The following is a 25,484-nucleotide window of genomic DNA, read 5'->3' as shown; positions in this document are numbered from 1 at the left end:
AAAGTAGACATGTTCTTTGAGCAACATGTCTGAATAATTAAAGGGCATCTCAAAGTTGAGGGGAGACTATTGAGATGCCTTTTTCGTTGTCTACTTTTATGAATCCACATGAATCTTAGCTTTAATTTTCATGAATTTCCAACAAAAAAAGAGTGAGATGGATATCTCACTCTCTAATTTTTATTCACCATTTGAACCAGTATCATTGCCTTGGCCTCCATTATTGTTGGAACCATCAGATCCTGAGTTACCCGAGTTACCCGAGTTACCCGAGTTACCCGAGTTACCCGAGTTACCCGAGTTACCCGAGTTACCTGAGTTACCCGAGTTACCCGAGTTACCTGAGTTACCCGAGTTACCTGAGTTACCTGAGTTACCTGAGCCATTCGAGTTGTTATTAGAATTATTATTATTGTTCTTGTTACCTGAATTTGAATTACCCGCATTACTATTCGAATTATTTGAGCCATTCGAGTTGGTTGGATTACCAGAGCTATTTGCGTTATTCGAATTGTTGTTGGTATTCGGGTTTCTAGTATTATTTTCAGTTACTTTCTTTTTCTGTTCTTTTACCTTCTTTTTTTCCTCTTCTGCTTTCGCTTTAGCACCGAATAGTTTTGAATAATCTCCACCAAATGGACTTAGCATACTTTGCTTAAATGCATCAGTTAAACCACCGCCAGCAAATGCTGTTTCAGCACCTGGTAGCATGACGTTTGCGTTAAATAAATCTGTTCGTGCATTTCCAGCACATGCACTTGTATATGCATGACCTGTAATACCGCAGAATGTTCGGCTAACAACACCAGACGGCTGTTTGAAGGTTTTACCATTTGCTGTAGCTAGCTTTGGATTCGTATCGTATACTGCATTCATCAAACGAGCCCACATTAGGTTTATACGAGTACTTGGTTGACCATAAATACCATTACCTTGATACAAAGTTTTAGGTTGATCGTATCCCATCCAAACGCCTAAAGAGATATCTGGATTGTAACCGACTAGCCATACATCATTATATTGTTGAGAAGTACCGGTTTTAGCAGCAAAATCTGCACGGAATTTTAAATTGCTATTAGCTGTTGTACCTGTACCTTGTTTTAAAACATCTCTAAGCATATCTGTTGTAATATACGCTGTTTGTTTACTATAAACTTGTTTTGCTTTTGACTTGTGTTGGTATACTATATGGCCTTTGTTATCAACAATTTTAGAAATCATATAGGAATCAACGAATTTACCTTCATTTGCAAATGTTGCGTATGCATTGGTATTTTCTTCAACAGTAACGCCAGTTTTTAATGCACCAATAGAAGTAGCGTAGTTGGTGTAGTCATCTGGAGTTAAGCTCGTAAAACCATTCTTGACTAGTAAGTTTGCTGGTCGACGATTGATGATTTGAGCATATAAACGAATAGCTGGCAAGTTTTGTGAATCCTTTAATGCTTCACGAGCTGAAATCAATCCTCTCTCATCTGTTTCAGTATAGTTAGATGGTGACCACCCAGGTATACTAAATTTCACGTCTGCTACGGGACTACCAGCGCCAATAACACCATATTCAATAGCTGGTGCATATACAAGTAAAGGTTTCATTGTAGAACCATTGGAACGTTCAGCATGAGTTGCATGATTCGTTGCTTCTAAATTATAATCACGACCACCAATGAAACTTAAAATTTTACCTGTTTTGTTCTCAATTACAATACTACCAACTTGAACTGGATCATTGACAGTGCTTACTTTTCCAGTCTCTGGATCGGTTACCTGTTTAGTAAAGGTTGTACCGTAATAAGGGAAATTATCTTTCACCTTTTGCATGGAGTCATACATTTGTTTATCAATTGTAGAATAAATTTTATATCCTTTAGAACGTAATTCACGGTCCGCCAGGATTACATACTTTCCTTTTAGTTTCGGCTCATTTTTTAAGCGATCAGCGTCGATGCCATCTTTCTTCGCTAAAATTTCTGCCATAATATCTTTTGCGCGGCTTTCAATTTCGTATGTTACGTATGGATATTTTTCTTCAGGTCGAATTTCCGGTTTTCGGAAATCTTTCGTAATATTATATTTTAATGCTTTTTTATATTGTTGATCTGAAATATAACCTGTTTCATGCATGCGATATAAAACAGTTTTCATTCTGTTGATACCGAGTTGAAGACTCTCTTTGTCTTTTAGAACACCTTTTTGTGTAAATGGCGTATACGCATATGGAGATTGAGGTATCCCTGCGATATATGCTGATTGAGCTAAGTTTAAATCCTTAGCGCTTTTGTTAAATATCCCTTCAGCAGCAGTTTCAACCCCAGCAATATTGCGACCACTTGAATTTCGACCATATGGAATAACATTTAGATAAGCCTCTAAAATTTCATCCTTTGTCATAAAATGTTCCAAACGCATGGCTAGAAGTAATTCTTTTGCTTTTCGTTCATAAGAAACTTCATTAGTTAAGATTTGGTTTTTGATCAATTGCTGTGTTAAGGTTGACCCGCCTGTTTGGTTGTTTGAGTTACTAACATCTTGCAAAAGACCTCGAAATACTGCTTTTGGGACAATTCCCTTATGTTGATAGAAATATTCATCCTCTGTAGCAAGAACGGCGTTTATGACATTTGGCGAAATTTGCTTCAAAGTTGTCTCTTGACGCTCCAGGTCTGTACGCATTTTCCCGAGATACTTATTGCTAGCAAAATAGAGTGTACTGGTTTCATCGTAATTGAAGATTGCACTTCGCATTTCAGCTTTTGATCGTAAAGGTTCATCCTTTACAAGTGAAGCAAAGTAACCAGCACCAATCGAGCCGACAAATACTGTACCCATTACAACAAAGATGATGAAGATTAATAATAAGTTCCAGATAACGCTAGATGAAATGCGGAAATATTTCATCCATGTTGTTCTTGATAATTCATCGAGCTTTTGATTTATATTGGCTATCCATTCTTTCATCTTTTCGATCATACACGACCAATGTCAAAAATCTATATCTCTATAATCATAAAGATAGGATGGTGCGCTTTTGACAGTTGGCCTACCTCCTTTAAATGTTTTCGAAGAAATAACCATTGTTGCATCCGACAATGGTCTATTTCCATGTGGCTACTATTTGGAGTAGCATACTATGTCTAAGTTAAGATCATGGAGTATAAGGTTATTCAAATTGTAGTCAGCTTGTTGCTAAGAACAATAGAATAAGCATCCAAAATTGAGTATGTAACAAAATAATAAGCACAGCTATTTGAAAAATAGAATAGTCATATGATTAAATTTTACCTCTTTTTATGGATTTTATTCCATTTATTCGCAGTTTTATCCGCGTTTTTGCTTATTTTCAAAAAAAGTCAGCAGTATTGGCTTTTAGATTCAAATAAAAACAATACGGATACTAATAACCTTCTAAAATATTGTCTATTATACCATAATACAAAACCACAATAATAATACTTATTGACAACTATTTAAAATGAAGTACAATAGTCATAATAGTTTTCTGGCGTAGAAGAATGCGCAGTAGTGAACATATTCCCTGTTTAGAGAGCTAGCGGTTGGTGCAAGCTAGTCACAGTATGGACGCGAATTACACATTTGGAGCGAGAACGCAGCCGCTGCGTTAAAGCGATTAAAGCGGAAGAATCATGTATTCTTCAAGCTGGGTGGTACCGCGTTAAATTTGTAATTAACGTCCCTGCATTTTATTGTGCAGGGGCGTTTTTCTATTTTAGGAGGGAAATATTATGACAAATGCATTATTAGAAGATTTACAATGGCGTGGTTTGTTATACCAACAAACTGATGCTGAAGGTATGGAAAAATTATTGAATGAAGAGAAAGTTTCTCTATACGTTGGTGTTGATCCAACGGCAGATTCAATGCATATTGGTCATATTGTACCAATGTTAACATTACGCCGCTTCCAACAAGCAGGCCATCGTCCGATACTTCTTGTTGGTGGTGCAACAGGTATGATTGGTGATCCATCAGGACGCTCTACAGAACGAAACCTATTAACTGCTGAACAAATCGATCACAATGTTGCAAGTATCAAAGCACAACTTGAACGTATTTTTGATTTCTCAGAAGATAATAACGGAGCACAATTGGTCAATAACTATGATTGGGTAGGGAAACTAAGTACAATCGAATTTTTACGTGATTACGGTAAATTAATCAATATCAATTACATGCTAAGTAAAGATACCATTTCATCTCGTTTAGAATCAGGTTTATCATTCACTGAATTCACTTACACATTAATTCAAGGGATGGATTTTAATCATTTATACGATAACTACGATGTACGTATTCAAGTGGGTGGTTCTGACCAATGGGGTAACATTACAACAGGTCTTGAAGTGATTCGTAAAACACATGATGAAGATGCAAAAGCATTTGGTATTACAATTCCATTAGTAACAAAATCTGATGGTACGAAATTCGGTAAAACAGCTGGTGGAGCAGTTTGGTTAGACGCTGAAAAAACTTCTCCATACGAGTTCTACCAATTCTGGTTAAACACTGCAGATGCAGATGTTGTGAAATACTTGAAAATCTTCACATTCTTAACTCGTTCTGAAATTGAAGCTTTAGAAGAAAAAGTGGAAACAGAACCACATTTAAGAGAAGCTCAAAAAACATTAGCTGCTGAAATGACAAAACAAATTCATGGTGAAGAAGGCTTAGACCAAGCACTCCGTATCACTTCTGCCTTATTCTCAGGTGACCTAAAATCACTTTCAGTAGACGAAATGAAAGTGGCTTTCTCAGGTGTTCCATCAGTAGAAGTAGCGAAAGAAGACAAAAATATCGTTGATCTATTAGTAGAAGCGAACATTTCATCTTCTAAACGTCAAGCACGTGAAGATGTAACGAATGGTGCAATCTCAGTAAACGGTGAAAAAGTTAAAGATTTTGAATACGTAATCGATGCAAAAGACCGCATGGAAGATGCATTCTCAATTATTCGTCGAGGTAAGAAAAAATACCACATGGTCAAATTTAATTAGAAGCTGATTTTTAGCAAGATGAGCGTCTAATCGCGCCAGTTGCGTGATGCCGATAAGTTTAGTTATTATGAAGCAGATCAAAGCTAGCCGCCGTACTGGTAGGTGTAACCAGGTAAAAAAGTAACAAATTAAAAAATGCCTATCCTGTTCAATCAGGTATAGGCATTTTTCTTTTTCAGATTTATCTATTCTAATATTGAAGAAATCTATTTTATTTTACCAATCCATTCAGGGAGCTCTAAATTATTGTATTTGTCAGGATGTAAGATTTGTGCTAATTTCAATGCCCCTTCTAACAAGCGAGGGGATGGTCGACAATAGAGCCACTCTTCCATTACATGCAAGCGACTATTTACAATTGCAGACAACTCAGGCCAACCTGGTCTTTTCATAATTAGAGAAGGTTTAACTCGTTCATATGGCACTCCAACCCATGCTAGAAAAATATAATCGGGATTGCGCAAACGAATGTCTTCCCAATCAGTTTGTACACTGGCAAGCTCTACATCTTGAAATAGATTACGACCTCCAGCAATAGCACTAATTTCTGTCAGCCAATTTACATGTCCTGGGGTAAAGATAGGATTTGGCCACCATTCCCAATAACAAGAAGGAAACTCGGTACAGCCTTTTGCGATTGTTCGCATATGGTTGATAAAATCTTCAAATTGAGAAGCCCTCGTCATACCTTGGTCTGGAATGTGACAGGCCTGTGCCACTACTCTTAGATCCTCTGCAATTTCTGCTAAACTATTGGGATTTAATACGATATGAGGAATACCTCTCCGTTCTAATTCAGCCACATTTTTCTCCATGCCTGGTACACTTAACGAGGCTAAGACTAAATCGGGCTCCAACTTTTCAAGTTGATCCATATCAATTGATAAATCAGGTCCTAATTTAGGCAAATCTTCAATACTAGCAGGCCAATCAGAATAGTCATCAACCGCAATAATACTTTCTTCAAGCCCTAAATAGGCTAAAATTTCAGTATTACTTGGGCATATAGATATTAGCTTCAACAAGCATTACTCCTCTCTACAAAAAAATCCATAAGTTATGCGTCATTATAACATAACTTATGGATTGAAATTTATGACCAGCGGCTCATGCCACCTTTGACATTATATACGTTCTGGAAGCCTGCTTTTGCTAAAATACCTGCTGCACGAGAGCTACGCATACCACTTTGGCAAATAACAACGATAGCCTTATCACTGTTTAGTGTACTTATTTTGGCTGGCAGTTGATCAAGTGGAATATTTTTAAATTCTGAAATATGCCGAGCTTTATATTCTCCAGGTGTGCGCACATCAATGAATTGTTTATCTTTACTTTGTAGCATTCCTTTTAAATCTTGTGTTGAAATATTTTTTACACCTTTTGCTGTTTTCGTACGGAAGTAGAAAAAGACGACAACAACAAGTAATATAACTATCCATTCCATTTTTTAGTCTCCATTCATTGTTGAAAAGCGTTTAGATTTTTCAATTATTTTCATCGCTGTATTTGGATCATAACCAAGCACCCATTCACCATTAATCGATGTTTGAGGTGCCCCGAGGCGTCCTGTTTGTTGCATTAAATATTGCGCCATATCGGGATTGTGGTGAATATTGATGACCTTGTATTCAATGTTTTGTTCATGCAAGAAATTCTTCATCAATTCACAATATCCACAGTTATTAGTTGAATAGATCGTCACATCTATTTCCCTCATTAATCTCAATTCCTCTCGTTTTTTTATAAATGGAATATAATTTTATAAACTTAGCATCAATTTTAGTAAAATCAGCTAATTTTAATATGGTTTTTGCATACCCTATTAGGTATTTATAATATACTACTAGGGGTATATTATTTCAAGTTATTTGTTTTTATCCCGCATTAACAGGCAGTTAGACCCCCACCACAAGATTGAGAGAACGAAGAAGAAAGGAGTGGGATAACTGCCCGTAAAAGACTGGTTGGTTGCAACAGGATATTGGACACTCAGTTGTTGCCACATGACGTGGCGAAATTAAACTAAGTTCTTTTTTAGTGGGGATGATGAAAAAAACAATTGATAGCAGTTTCACTTTATCCGATATTCTTGACAGGGTACCTTAAGGGGTATAATATCGTAACGAGTTATAAGTTATGGATGTAAAGGAGTGAAGTATATGGAATACAATGATCAAATTCGTAATCGCTTAAAACGAATTGAAGGACAGTTAAAAGGTGTCATCCGAATGATTGATGAAGAAAAAGATTGTAAAGATGTAATAACACAATTATCGGCTTCACGTTCAGCTATCGATCGTACAATAGGTCTTATAGTGAGCACTAATTTAGTACATTGTATGTCTGATGATCAAAAGCTTCAAGATAAGGACAGAGAAACGCTTATAAAAGAAGCTGTTGATCTACTTGTGAAAAGTCGATAAAGGAGAAAATGAAATGATCAAAACTATTTCACCAGAAGAAGTATTAAAGATGATTGATGAAGGGAAAGAAATCAATATCATCGATGTACGTCAACCAGAAGAAGTAGCCACAGGCAAAATTAGCATTGCTCAAAATATTCCATTAGGACTACTTGAATTCCGAATGAATGAGTTGGATAAAGACTTAGAATATATTATGGTTTGCCGTTCAGGGGGACGTAGCGCACAAGCAACAATGTTTTTAGAAGAGCAAGGTTATCAAGCTGTTAATATGAATGGCGGAATGTTAGCCTGGGAAGGTCTTATAGAATAATATGATTTAGAAGAGGAGTATGTTTTTTATAGGACATACTCCGTTTTTGTTTTTTATTGATGATCGAGAAGCTAGCTAAACAATAAACGGATAGTGCCCGACAAACCAAGTTTTGTGCTAACTGCTCCTAAGTGACGGTGCTTTCAACTTTTGACTAGGGGCTGGTACGTAAGTAAAATCTTTTCGCATAAATTGACTACCACTTAGCCATTTATTTAGCGATAACTGGATTAATTGGTGCGCCAATATGTTTTCGCATAAATTAAAAAAATTATCCAAACAAAAACGTCAATGGATTTTTGCTGCACTTTTAATATAACAGCTTTACAAATTGGGTGAGGAGTTTTGATTTGAGTAAGCAACCTAACGAAACGATGTATTAGAATTTTGTTGAGAAAATTTCAATGATAGTCTCACTTATCCAAATAGCAAATAAGATCCAAATAATAATAAAAAGAATACCAACAAACCAATTCTTTGGTTTTCCATTTCGTTTTACTTCGTTTGCAGCTATCATATTGTCTTTTATAACCTCAGATGGAATCAATTTTAGCGCAATATAAATTCCTAGAGGAACAATAATAAGATCATCTAAATAGCCTAAAATAGGAATGAAATCAGGGATTAAATCAATTGGGCTAAAAGCATATGCAACTACACAGATTGCCACAATTTTTGCATACCATGGAGTTCTTTTATCTTTGTAAGATAGATAAAGAACAAATAAATATTGTTTTAATTTTTTTGCATGGTCTTTTAATTTTGATAGTTTAATGTTTTTTTTCATTAGTAGTCTTCCCCGTTAAGTTATGTACCAACTATATATTTTATAATAAATCTTAGGGAAAATATAGATGTATATGAATCTACTTGAGATGAAGGTAATATAAAGGCCAGGCAGTAATAGCCTGGCGAGGGGATAAGCATTATTAGATAGGTGTATAAAGGGAGAGGATGGACGATTTAGGGATATATTACAGTTCGAATTTAAAAGATACGAGACTAATACTTATCTCCACATTCCGTGATGTTTTGGAGGACAACAAGGTTTATGTGGCATTTCACACATTATATGGTTTTCGCAACATTCATTTATCACAGATTCTGTGTGTGGGAAGTAATGTTCATGATTAATCATGTGTTTGTTAACTGTAGTTGTATGAGTAGGATGAATATGTGGAACGACCGTATTAAATACGTTTGTTTTTACGATTTGTCTTGTTGGTGAAACTTTCGGTGGATCAAATTGTGCAGGGAATGCTTGTGGTGGGCAGCAGTGTGGCATCATGCCATGACAACCTTTGCCCCCGTGAGGATGACCCCAATGTCTGTTGTACATTTTATGACCTCCTTTGTAATAAGGGTAATATCATTAATAACATATGAGATTTTAGGGGGAAGGACTAGTTGTGTGCCTATTCTCTTTGAAATATTAACTCATCCCAAAAAAGCAAATCATTTAAATGGAGTTATTAATGGATATAAAAACACAAAAAACCCTGTACCCGTTTTTTAACGGGTACAAGGTTTTGAAAAATATCCTTTGAAATACTCGAAGACTAACGAGAGTAGTATTCGACGATGAATGCTTCGTTGATTTCAGCAGATAATTCGCTGCGTTCTGGAAGACGTACAAAAGTACCTTCTTTTTTGTCAGCATCTAATGAAAGATATTCTGGTACAAAGTTGTTAACTTCGATAGCTTCAGCTACAACATCAAGGTTTTGAGATTTTTCACGAAGAGAAATCACTTGGCCTGGTTTTACGCTGTATGAAGGGATGTCAACGCGTTTGCCATCAACTAAGATATGACCGTGGTTTACTAATTGGCGAGCAGCGCGACGAGTGCGAGCTAAACCAAGACGGTAAACTAGGTTGTCTAAGCGAGTTTCAAGAAGGATCATGAAGTTTTCACCATGAACACCGCTCATTTTACCAGCTTTAACGAATAAGTTGTGGAATTGGCGTTCGTTCATACCAAACATATGACGAAGTTTTTGTTTTTCTTGTAATTGTAAGCCGTACTCAGATAATTTTTTACGTTGAGTTGGGCCGTGTTGTCCTGGAGCGTATGGACGTTTTTCGATTTCTTTACCAGTACCGCTTAAAGAAATGCCTAAACGACGAGATAGTTTCCAAGATGGACCTGTATAACGAGACATTTAGAGTCCCTCCTATTGGTTTTTTATTTGGCATAAAATAAAAACCAGATGTATTTAGCTTAGCAGTCATTTTGTTTTCATGTATGTTCGTTCATGCAGCCGACGAATTACTTATACCCCGTCTACTAATAGTAGAGGAACAAAATGAAACAACAAAACCATACAACCGCTGCGTTTATTTTACACAAGCTACATTCTATCTTGTAGGAGTAATAGTGTCAAGCTAAATTACTTTTTTATTTATAAGGATATGTTATAGAAATATAATTCATAGTAATTTATAATGTGTTTTGTGCCAATTAAACGAAAAAAACGAAATGTTAATAGTGTAAAAGACTTATTTAGTGTATACTAGAAATAGTAATAAATATACATATATCGTATCAAAGAAAAAGGTGATGGAACGTTGCGAAGTCTAGAAATAATGCAAAATATTAAGTGTCAACTGCTTGATTTGTGGATAGATTGTGCTGAAAAGCCACTTTCTGCAAATGAGTATTTGGAACTGTTCAAAGGGATAGTCTTCCAAGAATTTAAAATAGAGAATGTAGAATTTCTAAATTTTGAACATGATATGCTTTATCCACTAACAACGTCCAGCGAAGGCTATTATTTATCTAATGGAATTCCTTATTTATCTGTTACTCCTTATTTCGAAAAAAGACATCAGTCTCCAAATTTACTAGTAGAAAAACTAAAACAATATTTTGAATATGCCGGAGATGTCCTTGTGTTGCAAGGGGAGAATAGTCCAATTTTAGGGATTCTTGTACTAGAAGAAACACATATATGGAAAGCTTTTGCACAAACGCCTTATAAGACGGAATTAGAAAAACTTATATCAGATACGGTTAGGATAATAAAGTCTAGTCAAAATAATACTTATGAGAAAAAGTTAAATCGCGAACTATTTGAAATGACTGAGATATTTCATTCTACAATGGATGTCAATCATATACTTGAAGCAATGATTCATGGTGTTAAAAGTATTTTCCCTAAGTTTCAATCGAAGTTGATTTTATCGAATGACCAAGACCGTAGACAAATAGAAGATGTATATGTATTTGATTATCTATTAGAACGTCCTTCAACGATCGAAGCGTTTGTATCAGGCGAAATGACGATTGAACAAGCAACAGATATAGATCATCGTCTATTAAATGCACCTATTAAAGGGAAACAGGGTATTTATGGTGTACTCCAAATTTTTGCTCCAACAGATTATTTATTTAGCTCAAGGGAAAAGAAATTTATCCTACATTTGGCGCACACTTCTGGTAATGCGCTCGAAAATGCAAAACTTTATCATCAGTCTCATCGTTTAGTGTCGGATTTGCAGCTTATTAACGAAACGTCACAGCGACTGAATATGCAATTAAATAAAGAAGAAATACTATCTTTTCTAACCAAACAATTGAACAAATCATTTGCACCTTCTGAAATTTGTTTCGCGTTGGTTGAAAATAATGAGTATCAAAACGCAAAAGGCACTTCTGCATTTTTCTATGATGAGGGTTCGAATATATATAGTAACTATATTGCAAATCATTTTGAAAAATCTGTAGATCCTTTATTTGTAGCAGATTTTGATAATTTAGTTGATCAAAAAGTAACATACAATTCTATGATGGCAGTTCCTATAGTAATTAGTGAAAATGTACAAGGATATTGTGCTATCTTACATGAAGAACCTTATTATTTCTCTTTCGATAGCTTTAAGCTTATGCAATCTATTATTCGCCATTCTTCACTAGCTATATCCAATATATTACTAAGAGAACAGTTGCAAGAAATGGTGGATCGTGATCATTTAACAAAGTTGTATGCTCGTAAATATTTAGATCGCTATGTTGAAAAATCAATGGAAGATGATGAATTTGGCGCCTTTGTATTATGTGATATTGATAATTTTAAAAAGGTAAATGATACTTTTGGACATCAAACTGGCGACCTAATCTTAAAAACGATTGCAGAACGGTTGCAACAGAATATTCAATATGAAGGGATATGTGCACGTTGGGGTGGAGAGGAAATGGCCATCTACCTGCCAAACAAAGAATTATGCGATACTATTGAAATTGTTAATAGACTTATTAAAATGATTCCTGAAACAACGGATCCTTCTGTAACTATATCTTCAGGTATTGCGATTTGGAAAAAGGATTCCGATTTAACATATCAAGGATTATTTCAAAATGCAGATGTTGCGTTATATGAAGCAAAAAACAACGGAAAAAATCGTTATTGCCTGTTTTAACAAATGAATGATTAAACGAAAAAGCTAATGAATAGAGGTTTAAGCGCCTAGCGTTTTGGTACTTTAGTCAATATATCAACAGTATCTATTAACATTCCCTATTAAATAAAAATGGATGTCTTCTAAATGTTTTAAACACTTAGAAGACATCCATTTTATATTAAAGATGAATATGCTTGGTTAATATTTCAACAAATTGCTCGAGGCCAATTTGATCTTCTTTAGTAAAACGACCTTTTTCGGGACTATCGATATCAAGTACACCATACAGTCCATCATTTACAACAATTGGTACAACAATTTCAGATTCAGAAGCACTATCACAAGCTATATGCCCTGGAAAAGTATTGACGTCATCAACTATAAGTGTTTGCTTCGATTGTGCAGCAGTTCCACAAACTCCTTTTCCAATAGGGATATGTACACATGCAGGCAAACCTTGAAATGGTCCTAATAATAATTCGTTATTCTTCAACAAATAAAATCCACACCAATTGATATTTTCAAGAAATTGATTGAGTAGTGCAGAAGCATTACTTAGATTAGAAACTGTATCCATTTCTCCTTCAAGTAAAGCATCTAATTGTTTTGCTAATAAATTGTATCCTGCAGCTAAATCATCGCTATAATTCGTTTTTTGAAACATGGTATAACCTCCTTGTTTTAATCAATAGGAAATATTTTATCATAGGACTGATGTAAATCTTCAACTTGATGGGCATCAGAACCAAAAACTAATGGAATATTTAACGATTTTGCATGTTTTATATATGGTAAAGGTGGATAAGATTCTTTGCAATACTTTTTTGCATAGCCCGCACTATTAACATCGAGTTCATTATGATGATCTGCCATAAGCTGAAGTATTTCTTTAATGTCGGCATCATCATCAATTTGCTCACCATGAGCAAGTTGGAATTTATGTATAAGCGTTGGATGCCCTATTCGTTTTGGTTTATACTGACCAAGGTCAGCTAGAATTGATTTTTTCAATGTTGCATAATATAAATCATAAACAGCTTGAACAGAACCCATTTTTTTTGAGAAGGTCAAAAATGTATCACTGGAATAGTCGATACATGTGTATACATCGTCATATTTTAAGAAATGAACAGATAAAATGGCATCATCAATTTGTGGACCTACAAGGTTTAAAAAGCTAGTTGTTTCGACTTCATATCCAACAATATAATCGATTTCAAACCCTATACGAATTTGTATCTCGTCTTTGTATTGTTCCTTTAATGTATTGAGTTCATCTAAATAAGCTACTAATAGGTGAGGATCCATGCCACTATCTTTTTCAGGAGTTGGATCGACAAAATTGGTAGGTAATGGTGCATGTTCAGTGAAAGTTATATCTTCGAATCCACATTTTATAGCTTTTTTGATATAATTTTCTAAAGAGTCTTTAGTGCCATGTGGACAGTATGGAGTATGAATATGGGCATCACGTTTCAATAAAATCCCTCCAATTATTATAATTTGATTGAATAGTAGATATTTTTAAGAGAAAATCCTCTTAAAGAGTAAACAAAATACCCTAAAACATGGTACTATTAAGTTTAATTAGAAGCTGAAAAACTGATTTTGGGACAGGGGGCTTACGATGAAGTATATCATTCCTACCATCATCGTACTATGTGTAATAATTGCAATTGTCTTTGTTTTTCGTAAAAAACATAAAAATGAAATTCAAAGACTTGACCAAAAGAAACTACAAATTCAAAATAAGCCAGTGCTAGAAGAATTGATGAAGGTAAAGTCATTGAATATGAATGGACAAACTGAAGAAATGTTCGAACGTTGGCGAAATAAATGGACAGAGTTAATGGACATAGAAATGCCAAAAATCGACGTCCTTTTATTTGATGCAGAAGAACAAGTAGATAAATTTCATTTTGGTAAAGCTACAGAGATTGAAAGAGAAATTGAATCTCTAATTACAGAGTACGATCAAGAAATGGTAAAAATTTTAAAAGAATTAGATGAACTAATAGGTAGTGAAGAGAAAAATCGAATTGAAATTGAACAACTTAAAGAACAATATCGTTCGGCTCGTAAAACGTTATTGGCACATCAATATTCTTATGGACCTGCAGCAGAACCATTAGAAAAACGATTGGAAACATTTAACCCACAATTCGAGGAATATGATCAATTGACAGAGTCTGGGAATTATTTAAAAGCACGAGAAATCGTAGTGAATTTAAACGATGAAGGTCAAACGATATTTAAGCTAATCAATGAAATCCCGACGTTATTGACCGAAATTCAACATAAAATCCCTTCTGATATTCATGAAATCCGAAATGGGCATCGTGAAATGGAAGACCAATCGTATTTCCTAGTGCATCTTGAAATTTTAGATAAGCTAAATCAAATAGAAGAAAATTTAGCTGAATTTAAACAAAAAATAGCCGAATTAGATATTTCTTTAGTGCAACATCGTGTAAATGAAATCAAAGATGAAATTGAATCATTCTACGATGCACTAGAAAAAGAAGTAATTGGCAAGAAATTCGTTGATGATTATTTTGTTGAAATTGGTGAACAACTTGAATCAGCAATCGAAGCAACTGAAAAAACTGCCAAAGAAGCAAATGCTGTGCAAAAAAGCTATCATCTTTCAGAAAAAGAAGCTGAAGTGCCAACAAATTGTAAGCAACAACTACTATCTTTACGCCAAAGATATGAATTATTAGCAGTTCAAGTACAAGAAGAGAAATCTGCTTACTCTAGTATGGAAGAAGCTTTAAAAGAATTAAAAGTATCCATTGAACAATTGTTTGAAGAACAAGATCAATTTGCAGATCGCATGAAAAACTTACGAATAGATGAAAATAAAGCGAGAGCAACATTGGATAATTTGAAAAGATTACTTCATGATACTGAACGAATGCTACATAAAGCCAATTTACCTGGTATACCTGAAGAAATGGATGCGCGATTGGAAGAAGCTGCAGAAAGAATATTCGTCGTGGTCAATAATCTTCAAGAAATACCACTAAATATGGATACGGTTTACAAAAATCTTGAAATTGCAGAAAAGTGCATAGAAGATGTACATAATACAGCGATTGAAATGCTTGAAAATGTTCAATTAATTGAATGTATTATTCAATATGGTAACCGTTACAGAAATTCAAATTCAGCAATGCATCAACGTCTTTTAGAAGCAGAAGATGCATTCCGTGATATGCGTTATACAAAAGCGCTTGAATATGCCGCAACGGCTGTTGAAGCAGTCGAACCAGGTGCCATGAAAAAAATTCAGGTACTTGCCAAAAACGAGGTTTGACGTTCATAATAAGAAAAGCATTAAGCCACCGCACGGTACTGTGCTGGTGGTTTTCTTTTGGAAGGAAGGAGAAACAATGATTTACTTAGATCATAGTGCAACAACTAAACCGGACCCAGCTGTTTTGCAAACATTTATCCAAGCAAGCGAACGCTATTATGCAAATCCAGCATCACTTCATCAAATGGGTGTCGAAGCAAATGCATTATTAACTCGAGCAAGAGAACAAATTGCCGATATTATAAATACATCTCCAGAGCAAATTATCTTTACTTCTGGTGGTTCTGAATCAAATAATTTTGCTATTAAAGGATTAGCAAGAGCAAACAAACATCGAGGTACGAAGATTCTTGTTTCAGCAATTGAACATGCATCTGTACTAGAAAGTGCCAAAGCTTTAGAAAAAGAAGGATTTACCGTTGATATTGTCGATGTAGATGAACACGGCGTTATTTTAATAGAAGACTTAAAGAAAAAACTTACGAAAGATACAGTTGTCGTTAGCATTATGCATGTGAATAATGAAATGGGAGCTGTTCAACCAATAACAGAAATTGCACAAATTGTGCATCAATACAGCCGTGCATTCTATCATATGGATGCTGTACAAAGCTTCGGTAAGATTCCTGTTCAATTTAATAAAGAAAATGGACCGGATGCGATTACGATATCAGGACACAAAATTAATGCATTAAAAGGTTCTGGATTTTTAGCTCTTCGTAAACAAGTGAATATTAATCCAATTATCCATGGCGGCGGGCAAGAAATGGGATATCGAAGTGGAACTGTTGCAGTACCACAAGTTGTTGCACTTGCAAAAGCAGCTCGTTTAGCAAGTGAAAAACAACCTCAAAAAGCGTTGCAATTTAGTAAATGGCGTGATAACTTACACGAATACTTTGAACAATTCCCATACGTACATGTACTTTCAAGTAGTAAAGGTGCACCACATATTGTTAGTTGTGCCGTTCAAGGCTTAAAAGGGGAAATACTAGTAAATGCTATGCAACACGAAGGAATTATTATTTCGACTTCAAGTGCATGCTCATCAAAAGATCATACAGTTAGTCATGTAGTACACGCAATAAAGGTTGATCCATCTTATGAAAAAGGTGTTATTCGTATGAGTCTAGGTGAAGGTATTTGTGAAGCCGACATTGCATTCTTTAAAACAGCTTTTAGCAAAGTGATGCATCAAGTAAAGGAGATGTAACAACATGAAATGGCATGAAATTTTAATTCGCTATGGAGAAATTACAACAAAAGGACGTAACCGTAAATTATTTATCAATCGATTAAAAGAAAATTTACGATATACATTTGCAGATATTCCAAACCTTCGCATTCGATCCGAACGAGACCGCATGTATTTAAGTAGTGATGTAGATACTGAAATGGAAGAACTAATTGAACGTTTACCACATATTTTCGGTATTCATTCATTTAGCCCAGTAGCACAATGCGAGCCTACAATTGAAGCAATGAAGGAATTAGCTGTTGAAATTGTAAAAGGTATGGATTATCAAGGAAAAACATTTAAAGTCAATGCAAAAAGATCCTTTAAAAAATTTCCTATGGACACATATGAACTTCAACAAACTCTTGGTAGCCATGTATTGGGCTCACTTCCAGGAATGACAGTTCAAATGAAGGAACCTGATATTGAGTTACGTGTAGAAGTTCGTGAAAAAGCTGTTTACATGATGGTTGACGTCATTGCGGGTGCAGGAGGTTTACCAATTGGTTCAAATGGTAAAGCATTATTACTTCTATCTGGTGGGATCGATAGCCCAGTCGCAGCTTATTATATGATGAAACGTGGCGTAAGAGTAGAAGCAATCCATTTCTTCAGCCCACCATTTACAAGTGATCAATCATTAGGTAAAGTAAAGGAACTTTGCGAAAAAATTAGCCGATTCGGTGGCAATATTCGCCTTCATGTTATACCTTTTACTGAAATTCAACAAAAAATTCAAAGTAGTGTTCCAGAAAACGTAACAATGACTTCAACGCGACGGATGATGATGAAAGTAGCCGATGTTGTCCGTAAAGAAATAGATGCATTAGCAATTGTCACAGGTGAAAATTTAGGACAAGTCGCTAGCCAAACATTAGAAAGCTTAGCTGCGATTAATGATGTAACAACTACACCTATTTTGCGCCCATTAATTACTTTTGATAAATTAGAAATTATTGAAGTAGCTCAAAAAATTGGTACTTATGATATTTCAATTCGTCCGTTTGAAGATTGCTGTACAGTTTTCACGCCAGCAAATCCAAAAACAAAACCACGTGTTGAAAAAATGAATTATTACGAAAGTTTCACTGATTTTGATGAGATGATTGAAAGAGCAGTAAAAAACCGTGAAATTCATTCATTCCCGAAAAAGAAAACAGATGAATTTCTAGATTTACTCTAATAGAAGAATATATTTCCTGTAATTATTGTTGTATGTTTTTTTCCCTCCCGCACATTCTATATGCACAAGGAGGTGATTCACATGGCAAACAACAACTCAGGAAGTTCTAATCAATTAGAAGTTCGAGGTGCAAAACAAGCAATTGACCAAATGAAGTACGAAATCGCACAAGAATTTGGTGTACAGCTAGGCGCAGATGCATCAGCGCGTGCTAACGGATCCGTTGGCGGAGAAATCACTAAGCGCTTAGTTGCAATGGCTGAACAACAGCTGAATGGTTATTCAAAATAAAAAATCTTGAGTATTTAGTATACTCATAAGTAGTAAAAAAAACCGAGGGGGAATTCAAAATGAATTCTTCCTCGGTTTTTCATTTGAATCAATTTCATAAATCCCAGTAGTCACAACGTTAAGGAAATTGAAAAATGATTCTACATGAAGTGGAATCCTTAAATGTTCGTAAATTTTTATGGATTTTACATTAACTTTGAAAACTTATCTTTTTGGTTAACAACTATTTATCTCCATAAATAATTTATTTTAAACTTGGTGTATGATTTTTTCTCTCCGGCACATTCTATATGTACAAAGGAGGTGATACACATGGCAAACAACAACTCAGGAAGTTCAAACCAACTTGAAGTACGAGGCGCTAAACAAGCAGTAGACCAAATGAAGTACGAAATTGCACAAGAATTTGGTGTAAGCCTTGGCGCAGATGCATCAGCGCGTGCTAACGGATCCGTTGGCGGAGAAATTACAAAGCGTTTAGTTGCAATGGCCCAACAACAAATGACTGGGTATAAAGGACAATAACTGAATATATAAAATACTAAACGCTATACAGAAAAGCCGGGGAAGAATAAAAAATTCTTCCTCGGTTTTTTTATAGAGGTAGAAGAAAAAAGAGGCTTTATACGAAAACGCCCTCCTTTAGGAAAACTGATGAAATATTGTTAAACTAAAACTAAATTAAAAACTAATTAAAAGCAAATTAAGTCTTAGTACCAGATACTAAGAATTGATATTGGTATTTGATTGTAATCTAGAAAAACATTCGATATAATTAATCTGCTATTCCAATTCGTTATTCAAGGGGGATTTTTTATGAAACGAGAGGATTTAATTGCACCTGAAGATTACAACCTAGTGGAAGAAATTGAGCAATTTGCAAAAAATCCAGAAAAACTAGCTATTCTTTTTGAAAATGATCTTGGCAGCACAGATTCCATCACATATGACGGTTTAATAAGAAGAGCCAACCAAGTGGCAAATGTTTTTGCAAATCATGGTTTGCAAAAAGGGGATGTGGTACTAATAATGGTGCCACGCTTAATCGATGCCTATATTACATATGTTGCGGCATTAAAAACAGGTTTAGTTGTAATTCCAAGTTCTGAAATGTTAAGAGCAAAGGAAATTGACTATCGTTTAGTGCATAGTAATGCAAAAGCCGTTATTGCATACGAGCCATTTATTGATCAATTTGATCAAGTGCAGCATTTAAAGGATGTGCAACAATACGTAATTGGACAAGCACATACACCTTGGATTCCGATGATTCAAGAAGCAGAAAAAGAGTCAGAAGAATTTGAAAATGCTAAAACTAAAAGTGAAGACATGGCTTTCTTATCTTATACAAGTGGTACCACAGGAAATCCAAAAGGCGTTGTTCATACTCATGGTTGGGCATTTGCCCACTTAAAAACTGCAGCAGCTCATTGGCTAGGAATCCATGAAGGAGATGTCGTTTGGGCCACAGCAAGCCCAGGGTGGCAAAAATGGATTTGGAGCCCTTTCCTATCAGTTCTAGGGAGTGGAGCAACTGGATTTGTCTATAATGGCAGATTCCATGCAGATAAATATTTATCACTACTTGAAAAATACAAAGTTCAAGTATTATGCTGTACACCAACTGAATATCGGGTTATGGCAAAAGTTGATCACTTAGCAAAGTATGACTTATCAGCTTTGCATAGTGCTGTATCAGCTGGTGAACCGTTAAACCAAGAAGTAATTAACATTTTCAAACGTGCATTTAATCTTGATGTTAGAGACGGTTATGGTCAAACAGAAAATACACTACTTATTGGTAATTTAAAGGGAGTACCAACAAAACCAGGTGCAATGGGAAAACCTACACCAGGTAATGTTGTTGATGTAATTGATGAAGACGGACAACCATGTCCAGCTGGAGTAGTTGGAGATATTGCTGTTCATCGTTCTACACCAGCATTATTTAAAGAATATTTAAATGATCCTGAACGCACTACAAGACAATTCCGTGGAGATTATTATGTAACGGGAGATCGCGCAAAAAAAGATGAGGATGGTTATTTCTTCTTTGAAGGTAGAAATGATGATATCATTATTAGCTCTGGCTATACAATTGGACCATTTGAAGTAGAAGATGCGCTTGTAAAACATCCTAAAGTTCAGGAATGTGCAGTTATTGCAAGTCCACATGAAGTCCGTGGTAATATCGTAAAGGCCTTCATTGTTTTAAAAGATTCTTCCAAAGCATCGGAAGAATTAGTGAAGGAATTACAAGATCATACTAAGAATCTAACAGCTCCTTATAAATATCCACGAGAAATTGAGTTTGTGAAGGAATTACCAAAAACATCCTCAGGTAAAATTCGTAGAATTGAATTACGAGAGCTTGAAAAAAATAAACAACATATTTAACCAGAATTTTCGATAGGGCTGCCATCAAATGGCGGTCTTTTCTTTTTAGTAATATTTACTTTCTTTGGTTAAAAAATTATAATAGTAGGAATGGTTGCAAAAGAAAAAGAGGTGAATTCTTTGCATAATGAAAAAAAGGGCATTTTTGCATCTGTAGGAGCATATTTGTTATGGGGACTCTTTCCACTCTATTGGAAAATGATTCAGTATGTTTCGAGTGAAGAGATATTGGCCAGTCGTGTAATTTGGTCATTTATTTTAACATTGATTTTTGTCTTGCTATTGAAACAGGGTAAAACATTAATATCAGATTTTAAAGAATTATGGCATCACAAAAAATCATTTTGGTCATTATTCTTTGCCGCGTATTTAGTTTCATTGAACTGGTTTATTTACATATGGGCAGTTAATCATGATCATATCGTCCAAACAAGTCTAGGATATTATATGAATCCGATTATTTCTGTTCTTTTAGGGATTATTTTCTTAAAAGAAAGATTATCTAAATCACAAATCGCTGCATTTTTGCTTGCTGCAATAGGTGTTACTATTCTATTTGTTTCATATGGACAGATACCATGGGTAGCAATTGGTTTAGCATTAAGCTTTGGTATTTATGGTTTATTGAAGAAACAGATTGTAATAGATGCAACTAGAGGTTTAGTAATCGAAACAATGTTTATTTTACCAGTCGCTCTAATCTATTATGTATACCTTTATTTCCAGGGAAATATGTCGTTTTTACATGTCGATATGAAAACTAATTTGTTTTTAATTGGCACTGGTATCGTAACAGCAATTCCTCTTATTTTATTTGCAACTGGTGCTCAAAATATTCCGTTGTATTTAGTTGGCTTTATTCAATATATTTCCCCAACAATGACTCTTCTTTTAGGTGTTATCGTTTACCATGAATCATTTGGTGGAACTGAGTTAGTATCGTTCTCATTTATATGGCTTGCTTTAGTTGTTTTTTCTATTTCTACTATTGCAGAAGTGAGAAAGTCACATAGAATTCATCAAAAAGCATGAAACATTTAAAGTTTCGAATCGTATATGTAATAGAAGGACAAAAGGAGGATATACAATGACATCAAAACGATGGATTGCATTAGGAATTGCGACACTGTTATTTGTCGTGTCTACCATTGCGAGTATAGCGTGGTCATTTGCCAAATTAGATTTTAAGAGGAGTTTTGATTCTGCGATTAATGTGAGTAGTACATACGATAAAACTGTAATTGGCACTGGAAATCCTGCAGAGAAAATCGCTGTATTAACTGTTAACGGCACAATCCAAGATACAGGGGATTCAACATCTTTATTTAGTAGTCAAACATATAATCATCAATTTTTTATTAGACAATTAGATGATATATTAGATGACCACCAAGTAAAAGGAGTACTTTTAAAAGTAAATTCACCTGGTGGAGGTACCAATGAGTCCAAACAAATCTATGAAAAAATTAAGCAAATTAAAAAAGAACGAAATATCCCAATCTATGTTTCAATGGGATCGATGGCTGCTTCAGGTGGTTACTATATATCTGCGCCAGCCGATAAAATCTTTGCAGATGAAGAAACAATCACTGGATCAATCGGTGTTATTATGCAAGGAATGGATTATAGTAAATTAGCGAAAAAATACGGAATAGAATTTAACACGATTAAGACAGGTCCGTACAAAGATATCATGAGTGGTTCACGAGGAATGACAGATGCAGACCGAAAACTTCTACAAGATATGGTGAATGATTCATATAACCGTTTTGTTAAAGTAGTTGCCGATGGACGTCATATGTCAGTCAAAGAAGTAAAAGCTATTGCGGATGGTCGTATTATGAATGGATCACAAGCGGTGAAGGCAGGCTTAGTTGATAAGTTAGGCTATAGTGAAGATGCACTTGCAGCTCTTAAAAAGGACAACAATCTTGAAGGTGCAGAAGTGTATGAATATACATCATCACAAGATTGGACATCGCTGTTCTCTTCTAAAGTGAATACATTACTAGGTGGTTCGGCTGAAAAAGAAGCAATAAGTAAATTGTTATTAAAAAATAGTGCACCACGTATGATGTACTTGTATGGTGAAGAATAAGGAGGGATTAGGACTATGTCAGAAGCAATTGATGTCAGAACACTAAGCCCTGAGCCAATACAAGTTAAAAAGGTTATAAATTATCACTTGAAATCTGCAGGGTTTTGGACTAGATTTTGGGCATATATGATTGACTTAATCGTTATTGCATCCTTAACCGCAATTACAGTAAAGCCTCTATTCTTCTTTACAGGGTGGGAAGATATTAAGATTATGTACATCTCACCTTATGGCTTTACTACAGGAATCATTTTTTATGGATATTTTGTTATTATGACGAAAATCTGTGGGCAAACTGTAGGTAAGATGGCACTTGGTATTCGAGTGATTTCAGAGAATGAGCAACCATTAACATGGGGAACTGTACTTTTCCGTGAATGGATAGGCCGATTTATTTCAGTTACAATTAAATTTCTGTATCTTGTTGTAGCATTTACACCAAATCATAAAGCAATCCATGATTATATAGCAGATACTAAAGTTGTTCATGAAGGAACTTTTGAAAAAACAGAAAAAGTGATTGCAGTTGAAACAACTGAAAATCAGAAGTTGCAAGAAAATATGGAAAATAAATCAATAACTAAAGGCTCAAATGATGATGAGCCTTCACAGTTGCAAGAGCCAGAAAGATTCGAGTAATATAATAGACGAGGAGGCGTTGAAATGGTACAAGTAACATTTATTAACAACCCAGTAACATTAGTAGGACCAGAAATTAAAGTAGGTGACAAAGCACCTGAGTTTACAGTATTGTCAACAAGTTTAGAAGAAAAACACTTATCAGATTTTGCAGGTAAAACTGTCTTAATCAGTGTCGTTCCTTCATTAGATACAGGTGTATGTGATGCACAAACTCGTCGCTTTAACGAAGAAGCAACAGGTTTAGGTGAAGATGTAGTCATTTTAACTATCTCTTGTGACCTCCCATTTGCTCAAAAACGTTGGTGTGGCGCGAATGGTATCGAAAATATTTATACTTTATCAGATCATCGCGATTTATCATTTGGAGATGCATATGGTGTACATATGCAAGAATTACGACTACTTGCTCGTTCAATTTTTGTTGTCGATCAAGATGGCAAAATCTCTTATGTTGAATATGTATCCGAAGGTACACAGCACCCAGATTATGACAGTGCATTATCAGCTGTAAAATCACTTACAAAATAAGCATGATTAACCAATAAACCTATGGGAAACCCACTCGAACCTGAAGAGTGGGTTTCCGTTTTGAAGGAGAACAAAATGGAAAACATTGAAAAGTTATTTTCATTTATAGATGAATATGCAGAAAACATAGCAAAAGAGCATGAGTTAACATACTTAGATAGTGTTCTAGAAACTTTAAATACATGGTTAGATGGTGAAGTAAAACCAGTGGGATTCGAACCATCTAAAGAAGAAATAAGAAAAGCAATCCAACTTACCCTTTTAAAAGGGATGCGACAAAGCGCACAACCAAATCATCAAATGACCCCCGACTCACTCGGCTTATTACTAGGTTATTTTGTTGAACAATTTTATGGAAAAGAGTTTAAATCAAATAATAAAATGATTGTACTCGATCCAGCGCTTGGAACAGGGAATTTACTGTTAACTGTGATGAATTTAGTAGGAGATAAAATTAAAGGTGTCGGAGTTGAAATTGATGAGTTACTAATTCAAATTGCAGCATCATCAGCAGAATTAGAAAAACAACCTATTGCACTATATCGACAGGACGCACTAGAAAACCTAATGATTGACCCAGTAGATGCTGTCATTTGTGATTTACCTGTTGGCTATTATCCAAACGATGAAATTGCGAAAGAATATGAGGTAAAAGCACAAGAAGGAATGACTTACGCTCATCATTTATTTATTGAACAATCTCTAAAATACGTAAAAGATGGAGGTTATCTTTTCTTCCTCGTTCCAGATCATATTTTTGAATCGGAACAATCCGCATTATTAAATAAATTAATCACACAGAAAGCTTGGATACAAGCTGTCATTCAATTACCTGATGAACTGTTCTCAAACAAAGCTCATGCGAAAAGCTTATTCATCGTACAGAAGAAAAATGAAACAGATAAACCGGTAAAAGAAGTACTTCTTGCAAAAGTTCCGAATATGAAAAATATGAAAGCTTTAGAATTATTCTTTGCAAAAGTACAAAAATGGAAAAAAGAACAAAAGGGATAGTAAAAGCGGAGGACGCTCTTCACCTGGATAAAAACAAAAAAGCTTACAGAACATTTAACATGCTCTGTAAGCTTTTTGCAATTAAAGGCGAACAAATTAATCTTTAATAACTGAATCTGTACGAACAACAAGAACATCACATTTTGCAGAGCGTACAATACTTTCTGAAACACTACCTATTAAGAATCTTTCAACAGCATTAAGACCAGTAGCACCACAGATAATTAGGTCTGCTTCAACTTTCTTAGAGACATCTTTTGTGATAATCGTTTTAGGTGAACCATATTCGATTAATACATTCACGTTTTTAACGCCTGCAGCTTCAGCTTCTTTTTTGTACCCTTCTAGTAATTCTTCAGCAAACTCTTGTGCACGTTCTTGAATTGAACGATCATAAGCTTCAATTGCAGCAAATGAACGAGTATCAATAATGTTAACTAAGTTAAGAGTTGATTCATTACGGTTTGCTACTGCAATTGCTTTTTTGAACGCGTATTCTGCCTCTTTTGAACCGTCGACTGCCACAACGATGTTGTTATAAGTTAATGCCATAATAGATTCCTCCTTTTTTATATCTCTATTATAACATTTTTTATTTATAAAAAAATCCCTTTACTTCCATG

Annotated in this window: 25 protein-coding genes and 1 other annotated feature; of the genes, 15 read left to right on the top strand and 10 right to left on the bottom strand. The window is 35.0% G+C overall.

Annotation, left to right across the window (positions count from 1 at the left end; all coding sequences use genetic code 11):
- Positions 1-180: 180 nt before the first annotated feature.
- Positions 181-2,958, bottom strand: coding sequence for a transglycosylase domain-containing protein (locus tag Q8X41_RS07520; RefSeq protein WP_397539633.1), 2,778 nt, complete (start codon positions 2,956-2,958; stop codon positions 181-183).
- 538 nt (positions 2,959-3,496) lie between these two features.
- Positions 3,497-3,699 (top strand) — a binding site (T-box leader).
- Positions 3,700-3,743: 44 nt separating this feature from the next.
- Here Q8X41_RS07520 and tyrS point away from each other — a divergent pair.
- Positions 3,744-5,012, top strand: coding sequence for a tyrosine--tRNA ligase (tyrS, locus tag Q8X41_RS07515; RefSeq protein ID WP_397539632.1), 1,269 nt, complete (start codon positions 3,744-3,746; stop codon positions 5,010-5,012).
- A 206-nt stretch (positions 5,013-5,218) separates the two neighbouring features.
- Here the strand turns inward: tyrS and Q8X41_RS07510 are convergent, their stop codons facing one another.
- From Q8X41_RS07510 to Q8X41_RS07500, 3 genes are all read right to left on the bottom strand, one after another.
- Complete coding sequence (locus tag Q8X41_RS07510) at positions 5,219-6,034, bottom strand: cobalamin-binding protein (protein WP_397539631.1); 816 nt, start codon at positions 6,032-6,034, stop codon at positions 5,219-5,221.
- 71 nt (positions 6,035-6,105) lie between these two features.
- The gene (locus Q8X41_RS07505; protein ID WP_397539630.1) at positions 6,106-6,459 is read right to left on the bottom strand and encodes a rhodanese-like domain-containing protein; all 354 of its coding nucleotides are present in this window, start codon (positions 6,457-6,459) and stop codon (positions 6,106-6,108) included.
- A gap of 3 nt (positions 6,460-6,462) precedes the next feature.
- Positions 6,463-6,732: a glutaredoxin family protein gene (locus Q8X41_RS07500; RefSeq protein ID WP_397539629.1), complete on the bottom strand. Its 270-nt coding sequence runs from the start codon at positions 6,730-6,732 to the stop codon at positions 6,463-6,465.
- 442 nt (positions 6,733-7,174) lie between these two features.
- Between Q8X41_RS07500 and Q8X41_RS07495 the strand changes: the two genes are divergently transcribed.
- Positions 7,175-7,438 carry a metal-sensitive transcriptional regulator gene (locus tag Q8X41_RS07495; protein ID WP_397539628.1) on the top strand — a complete coding sequence of 88 codons (264 nt, stop codon included), beginning with the start codon at positions 7,175-7,177 and terminating at the stop codon, positions 7,436-7,438.
- A gap of 16 nt (positions 7,439-7,454) precedes the next feature.
- Positions 7,455-7,751 carry a rhodanese-like domain-containing protein gene (locus Q8X41_RS07490; protein WP_397540218.1) on the top strand — a complete coding sequence of 99 codons (297 nt, stop codon included), beginning with the start codon at positions 7,455-7,457 and terminating at the stop codon, positions 7,749-7,751.
- Between the two features lie 379 nt (positions 7,752-8,130).
- Here the strand turns inward: Q8X41_RS07490 and Q8X41_RS07485 are convergent, their stop codons facing one another.
- The 3 genes from Q8X41_RS07485 to rpsD form a co-directional block, all read right to left on the bottom strand.
- Positions 8,131-8,538 carry a YkvA family protein gene (locus Q8X41_RS07485; RefSeq protein ID WP_397539627.1) on the bottom strand — a complete coding sequence of 136 codons (408 nt, stop codon included), beginning with the start codon at positions 8,536-8,538 and terminating at the stop codon, positions 8,131-8,133.
- A gap of 222 nt (positions 8,539-8,760) precedes the next feature.
- Positions 8,761-9,090 carry a CotD family spore coat protein gene (locus tag Q8X41_RS07480; protein ID WP_397539626.1) on the bottom strand — a complete coding sequence of 110 codons (330 nt, stop codon included), beginning with the start codon at positions 9,088-9,090 and terminating at the stop codon, positions 8,761-8,763.
- A gap of 220 nt (positions 9,091-9,310) precedes the next feature.
- Positions 9,311-9,913, bottom strand: coding sequence for a 30S ribosomal protein S4 (rpsD, locus tag Q8X41_RS07475; RefSeq protein ID WP_397539625.1), 603 nt, complete (start codon positions 9,911-9,913; stop codon positions 9,311-9,313).
- Between the two features lie 406 nt (positions 9,914-10,319).
- On the opposite strand from rpsD, the gene Q8X41_RS07470 reads away from it, so the two are divergent.
- Positions 10,320-12,170, top strand: a complete 1,851-nt coding sequence (locus tag Q8X41_RS07470) for a diguanylate cyclase domain-containing protein (RefSeq protein ID WP_397539624.1) — start codon at positions 10,320-10,322, stop codon at positions 12,168-12,170.
- Between the two features lie 160 nt (positions 12,171-12,330).
- Here the strand turns inward: Q8X41_RS07470 and Q8X41_RS07465 are convergent, their stop codons facing one another.
- Positions 12,331-12,816 carry a GAF domain-containing protein gene (locus tag Q8X41_RS07465; protein WP_397539623.1) on the bottom strand — a complete coding sequence of 162 codons (486 nt, stop codon included), beginning with the start codon at positions 12,814-12,816 and terminating at the stop codon, positions 12,331-12,333.
- A 17-nt stretch (positions 12,817-12,833) separates the two neighbouring features.
- Positions 12,834-13,631, bottom strand: a complete 798-nt coding sequence (gene hisJ / locus Q8X41_RS07460; protein ID WP_397539622.1) for a histidinol-phosphatase HisJ — start codon at positions 13,629-13,631, stop codon at positions 12,834-12,836.
- Between the two features lie 148 nt (positions 13,632-13,779).
- Here hisJ and ezrA point away from each other — a divergent pair, with 148 nt between their 5' ends.
- The 11 genes from ezrA to Q8X41_RS07405 all read left to right on the top strand — a co-directional run bounded on the left by ezrA (position 13,780) and on the right by Q8X41_RS07405 (position 24,861).
- Positions 13,780-15,471, top strand: a complete 1,692-nt coding sequence (gene ezrA, locus Q8X41_RS07455) for a septation ring formation regulator EzrA (RefSeq protein ID WP_397539621.1) — start codon at positions 13,780-13,782, stop codon at positions 15,469-15,471.
- Between the two features lie 76 nt (positions 15,472-15,547).
- Positions 15,548-16,684: a cysteine desulfurase family protein gene (locus Q8X41_RS07450; RefSeq protein ID WP_397539620.1), complete on the top strand. Its 1,137-nt coding sequence runs from the start codon at positions 15,548-15,550 to the stop codon at positions 16,682-16,684.
- Between the two features lie 4 nt (positions 16,685-16,688).
- Positions 16,689-17,891 carry a tRNA uracil 4-sulfurtransferase ThiI gene (thiI, locus tag Q8X41_RS07445; RefSeq protein WP_397539619.1) on the top strand — a complete coding sequence of 401 codons (1,203 nt, stop codon included), beginning with the start codon at positions 16,689-16,691 and terminating at the stop codon, positions 17,889-17,891.
- Between the two features lie 81 nt (positions 17,892-17,972).
- A complete protein-coding gene (locus Q8X41_RS07440; protein ID WP_397539618.1) occupies positions 17,973-18,182 on the top strand; it encodes a small, acid-soluble spore protein, alpha/beta type in 210 nt (69 codons plus the stop codon).
- 312 nt (positions 18,183-18,494) lie between these two features.
- Complete coding sequence (locus Q8X41_RS07435; RefSeq protein ID WP_397539617.1) at positions 18,495-18,707, top strand: small, acid-soluble spore protein, alpha/beta type; 213 nt, start codon at positions 18,495-18,497, stop codon at positions 18,705-18,707.
- 291 nt (positions 18,708-18,998) lie between these two features.
- A complete protein-coding gene (mbcS, locus tag Q8X41_RS07430) occupies positions 18,999-20,579 on the top strand; it encodes an acyl-CoA synthetase MbcS (protein WP_397539616.1) in 1,581 nt (526 codons plus the stop codon).
- Between the two features lie 120 nt (positions 20,580-20,699).
- Positions 20,700-21,611 (top strand): EamA family transporter RarD, encoded by a 912-nt coding sequence (gene rarD / locus Q8X41_RS07425; protein WP_397539615.1) that lies wholly within the window; start codon positions 20,700-20,702, stop codon positions 21,609-21,611.
- A 55-nt stretch (positions 21,612-21,666) separates the two neighbouring features.
- The gene (gene sppA, locus Q8X41_RS07420; RefSeq protein WP_397539614.1) at positions 21,667-22,677 is read left to right on the top strand and encodes a signal peptide peptidase SppA; all 1,011 of its coding nucleotides are present in this window, start codon (positions 21,667-21,669) and stop codon (positions 22,675-22,677) included.
- A gap of 15 nt (positions 22,678-22,692) precedes the next feature.
- The gene (locus Q8X41_RS07415) at positions 22,693-23,316 is read left to right on the top strand and encodes an RDD family protein (protein ID WP_397539613.1); all 624 of its coding nucleotides are present in this window, start codon (positions 22,693-22,695) and stop codon (positions 23,314-23,316) included.
- A gap of 24 nt (positions 23,317-23,340) precedes the next feature.
- Positions 23,341-23,847 (top strand): thiol peroxidase, encoded by a 507-nt coding sequence (tpx, locus tag Q8X41_RS07410; protein ID WP_397539612.1) that lies wholly within the window; start codon positions 23,341-23,343, stop codon positions 23,845-23,847.
- Between the two features lie 75 nt (positions 23,848-23,922).
- On the top strand, positions 23,923-24,861 hold the full coding sequence (locus tag Q8X41_RS07405; RefSeq protein ID WP_397539611.1) for a class I SAM-dependent methyltransferase: 939 nt from the start codon (positions 23,923-23,925) through the stop codon (positions 24,859-24,861).
- 96 nt (positions 24,862-24,957) lie between these two features.
- On the opposite strand, the gene Q8X41_RS07400 is transcribed toward Q8X41_RS07405, so the two are convergent.
- Positions 24,958-25,413, bottom strand: a complete 456-nt coding sequence (locus Q8X41_RS07400; RefSeq protein ID WP_397539610.1) for a universal stress protein — start codon at positions 25,411-25,413, stop codon at positions 24,958-24,960.
- Positions 25,414-25,484 lie beyond the last annotated feature (71 nt).

This window comes from Rummeliibacillus pycnus (assembly GCF_044359855.1).
In the GTDB taxonomy this organism is placed as follows: domain Bacteria; phylum Bacillota; class Bacilli; order Bacillales_A; family Planococcaceae; genus Rummeliibacillus; species Rummeliibacillus pycnus_A.
Note: the sequence above shows the minus strand (reverse complement) of the source record. Positions and strands in the feature narration are given on the sequence as shown.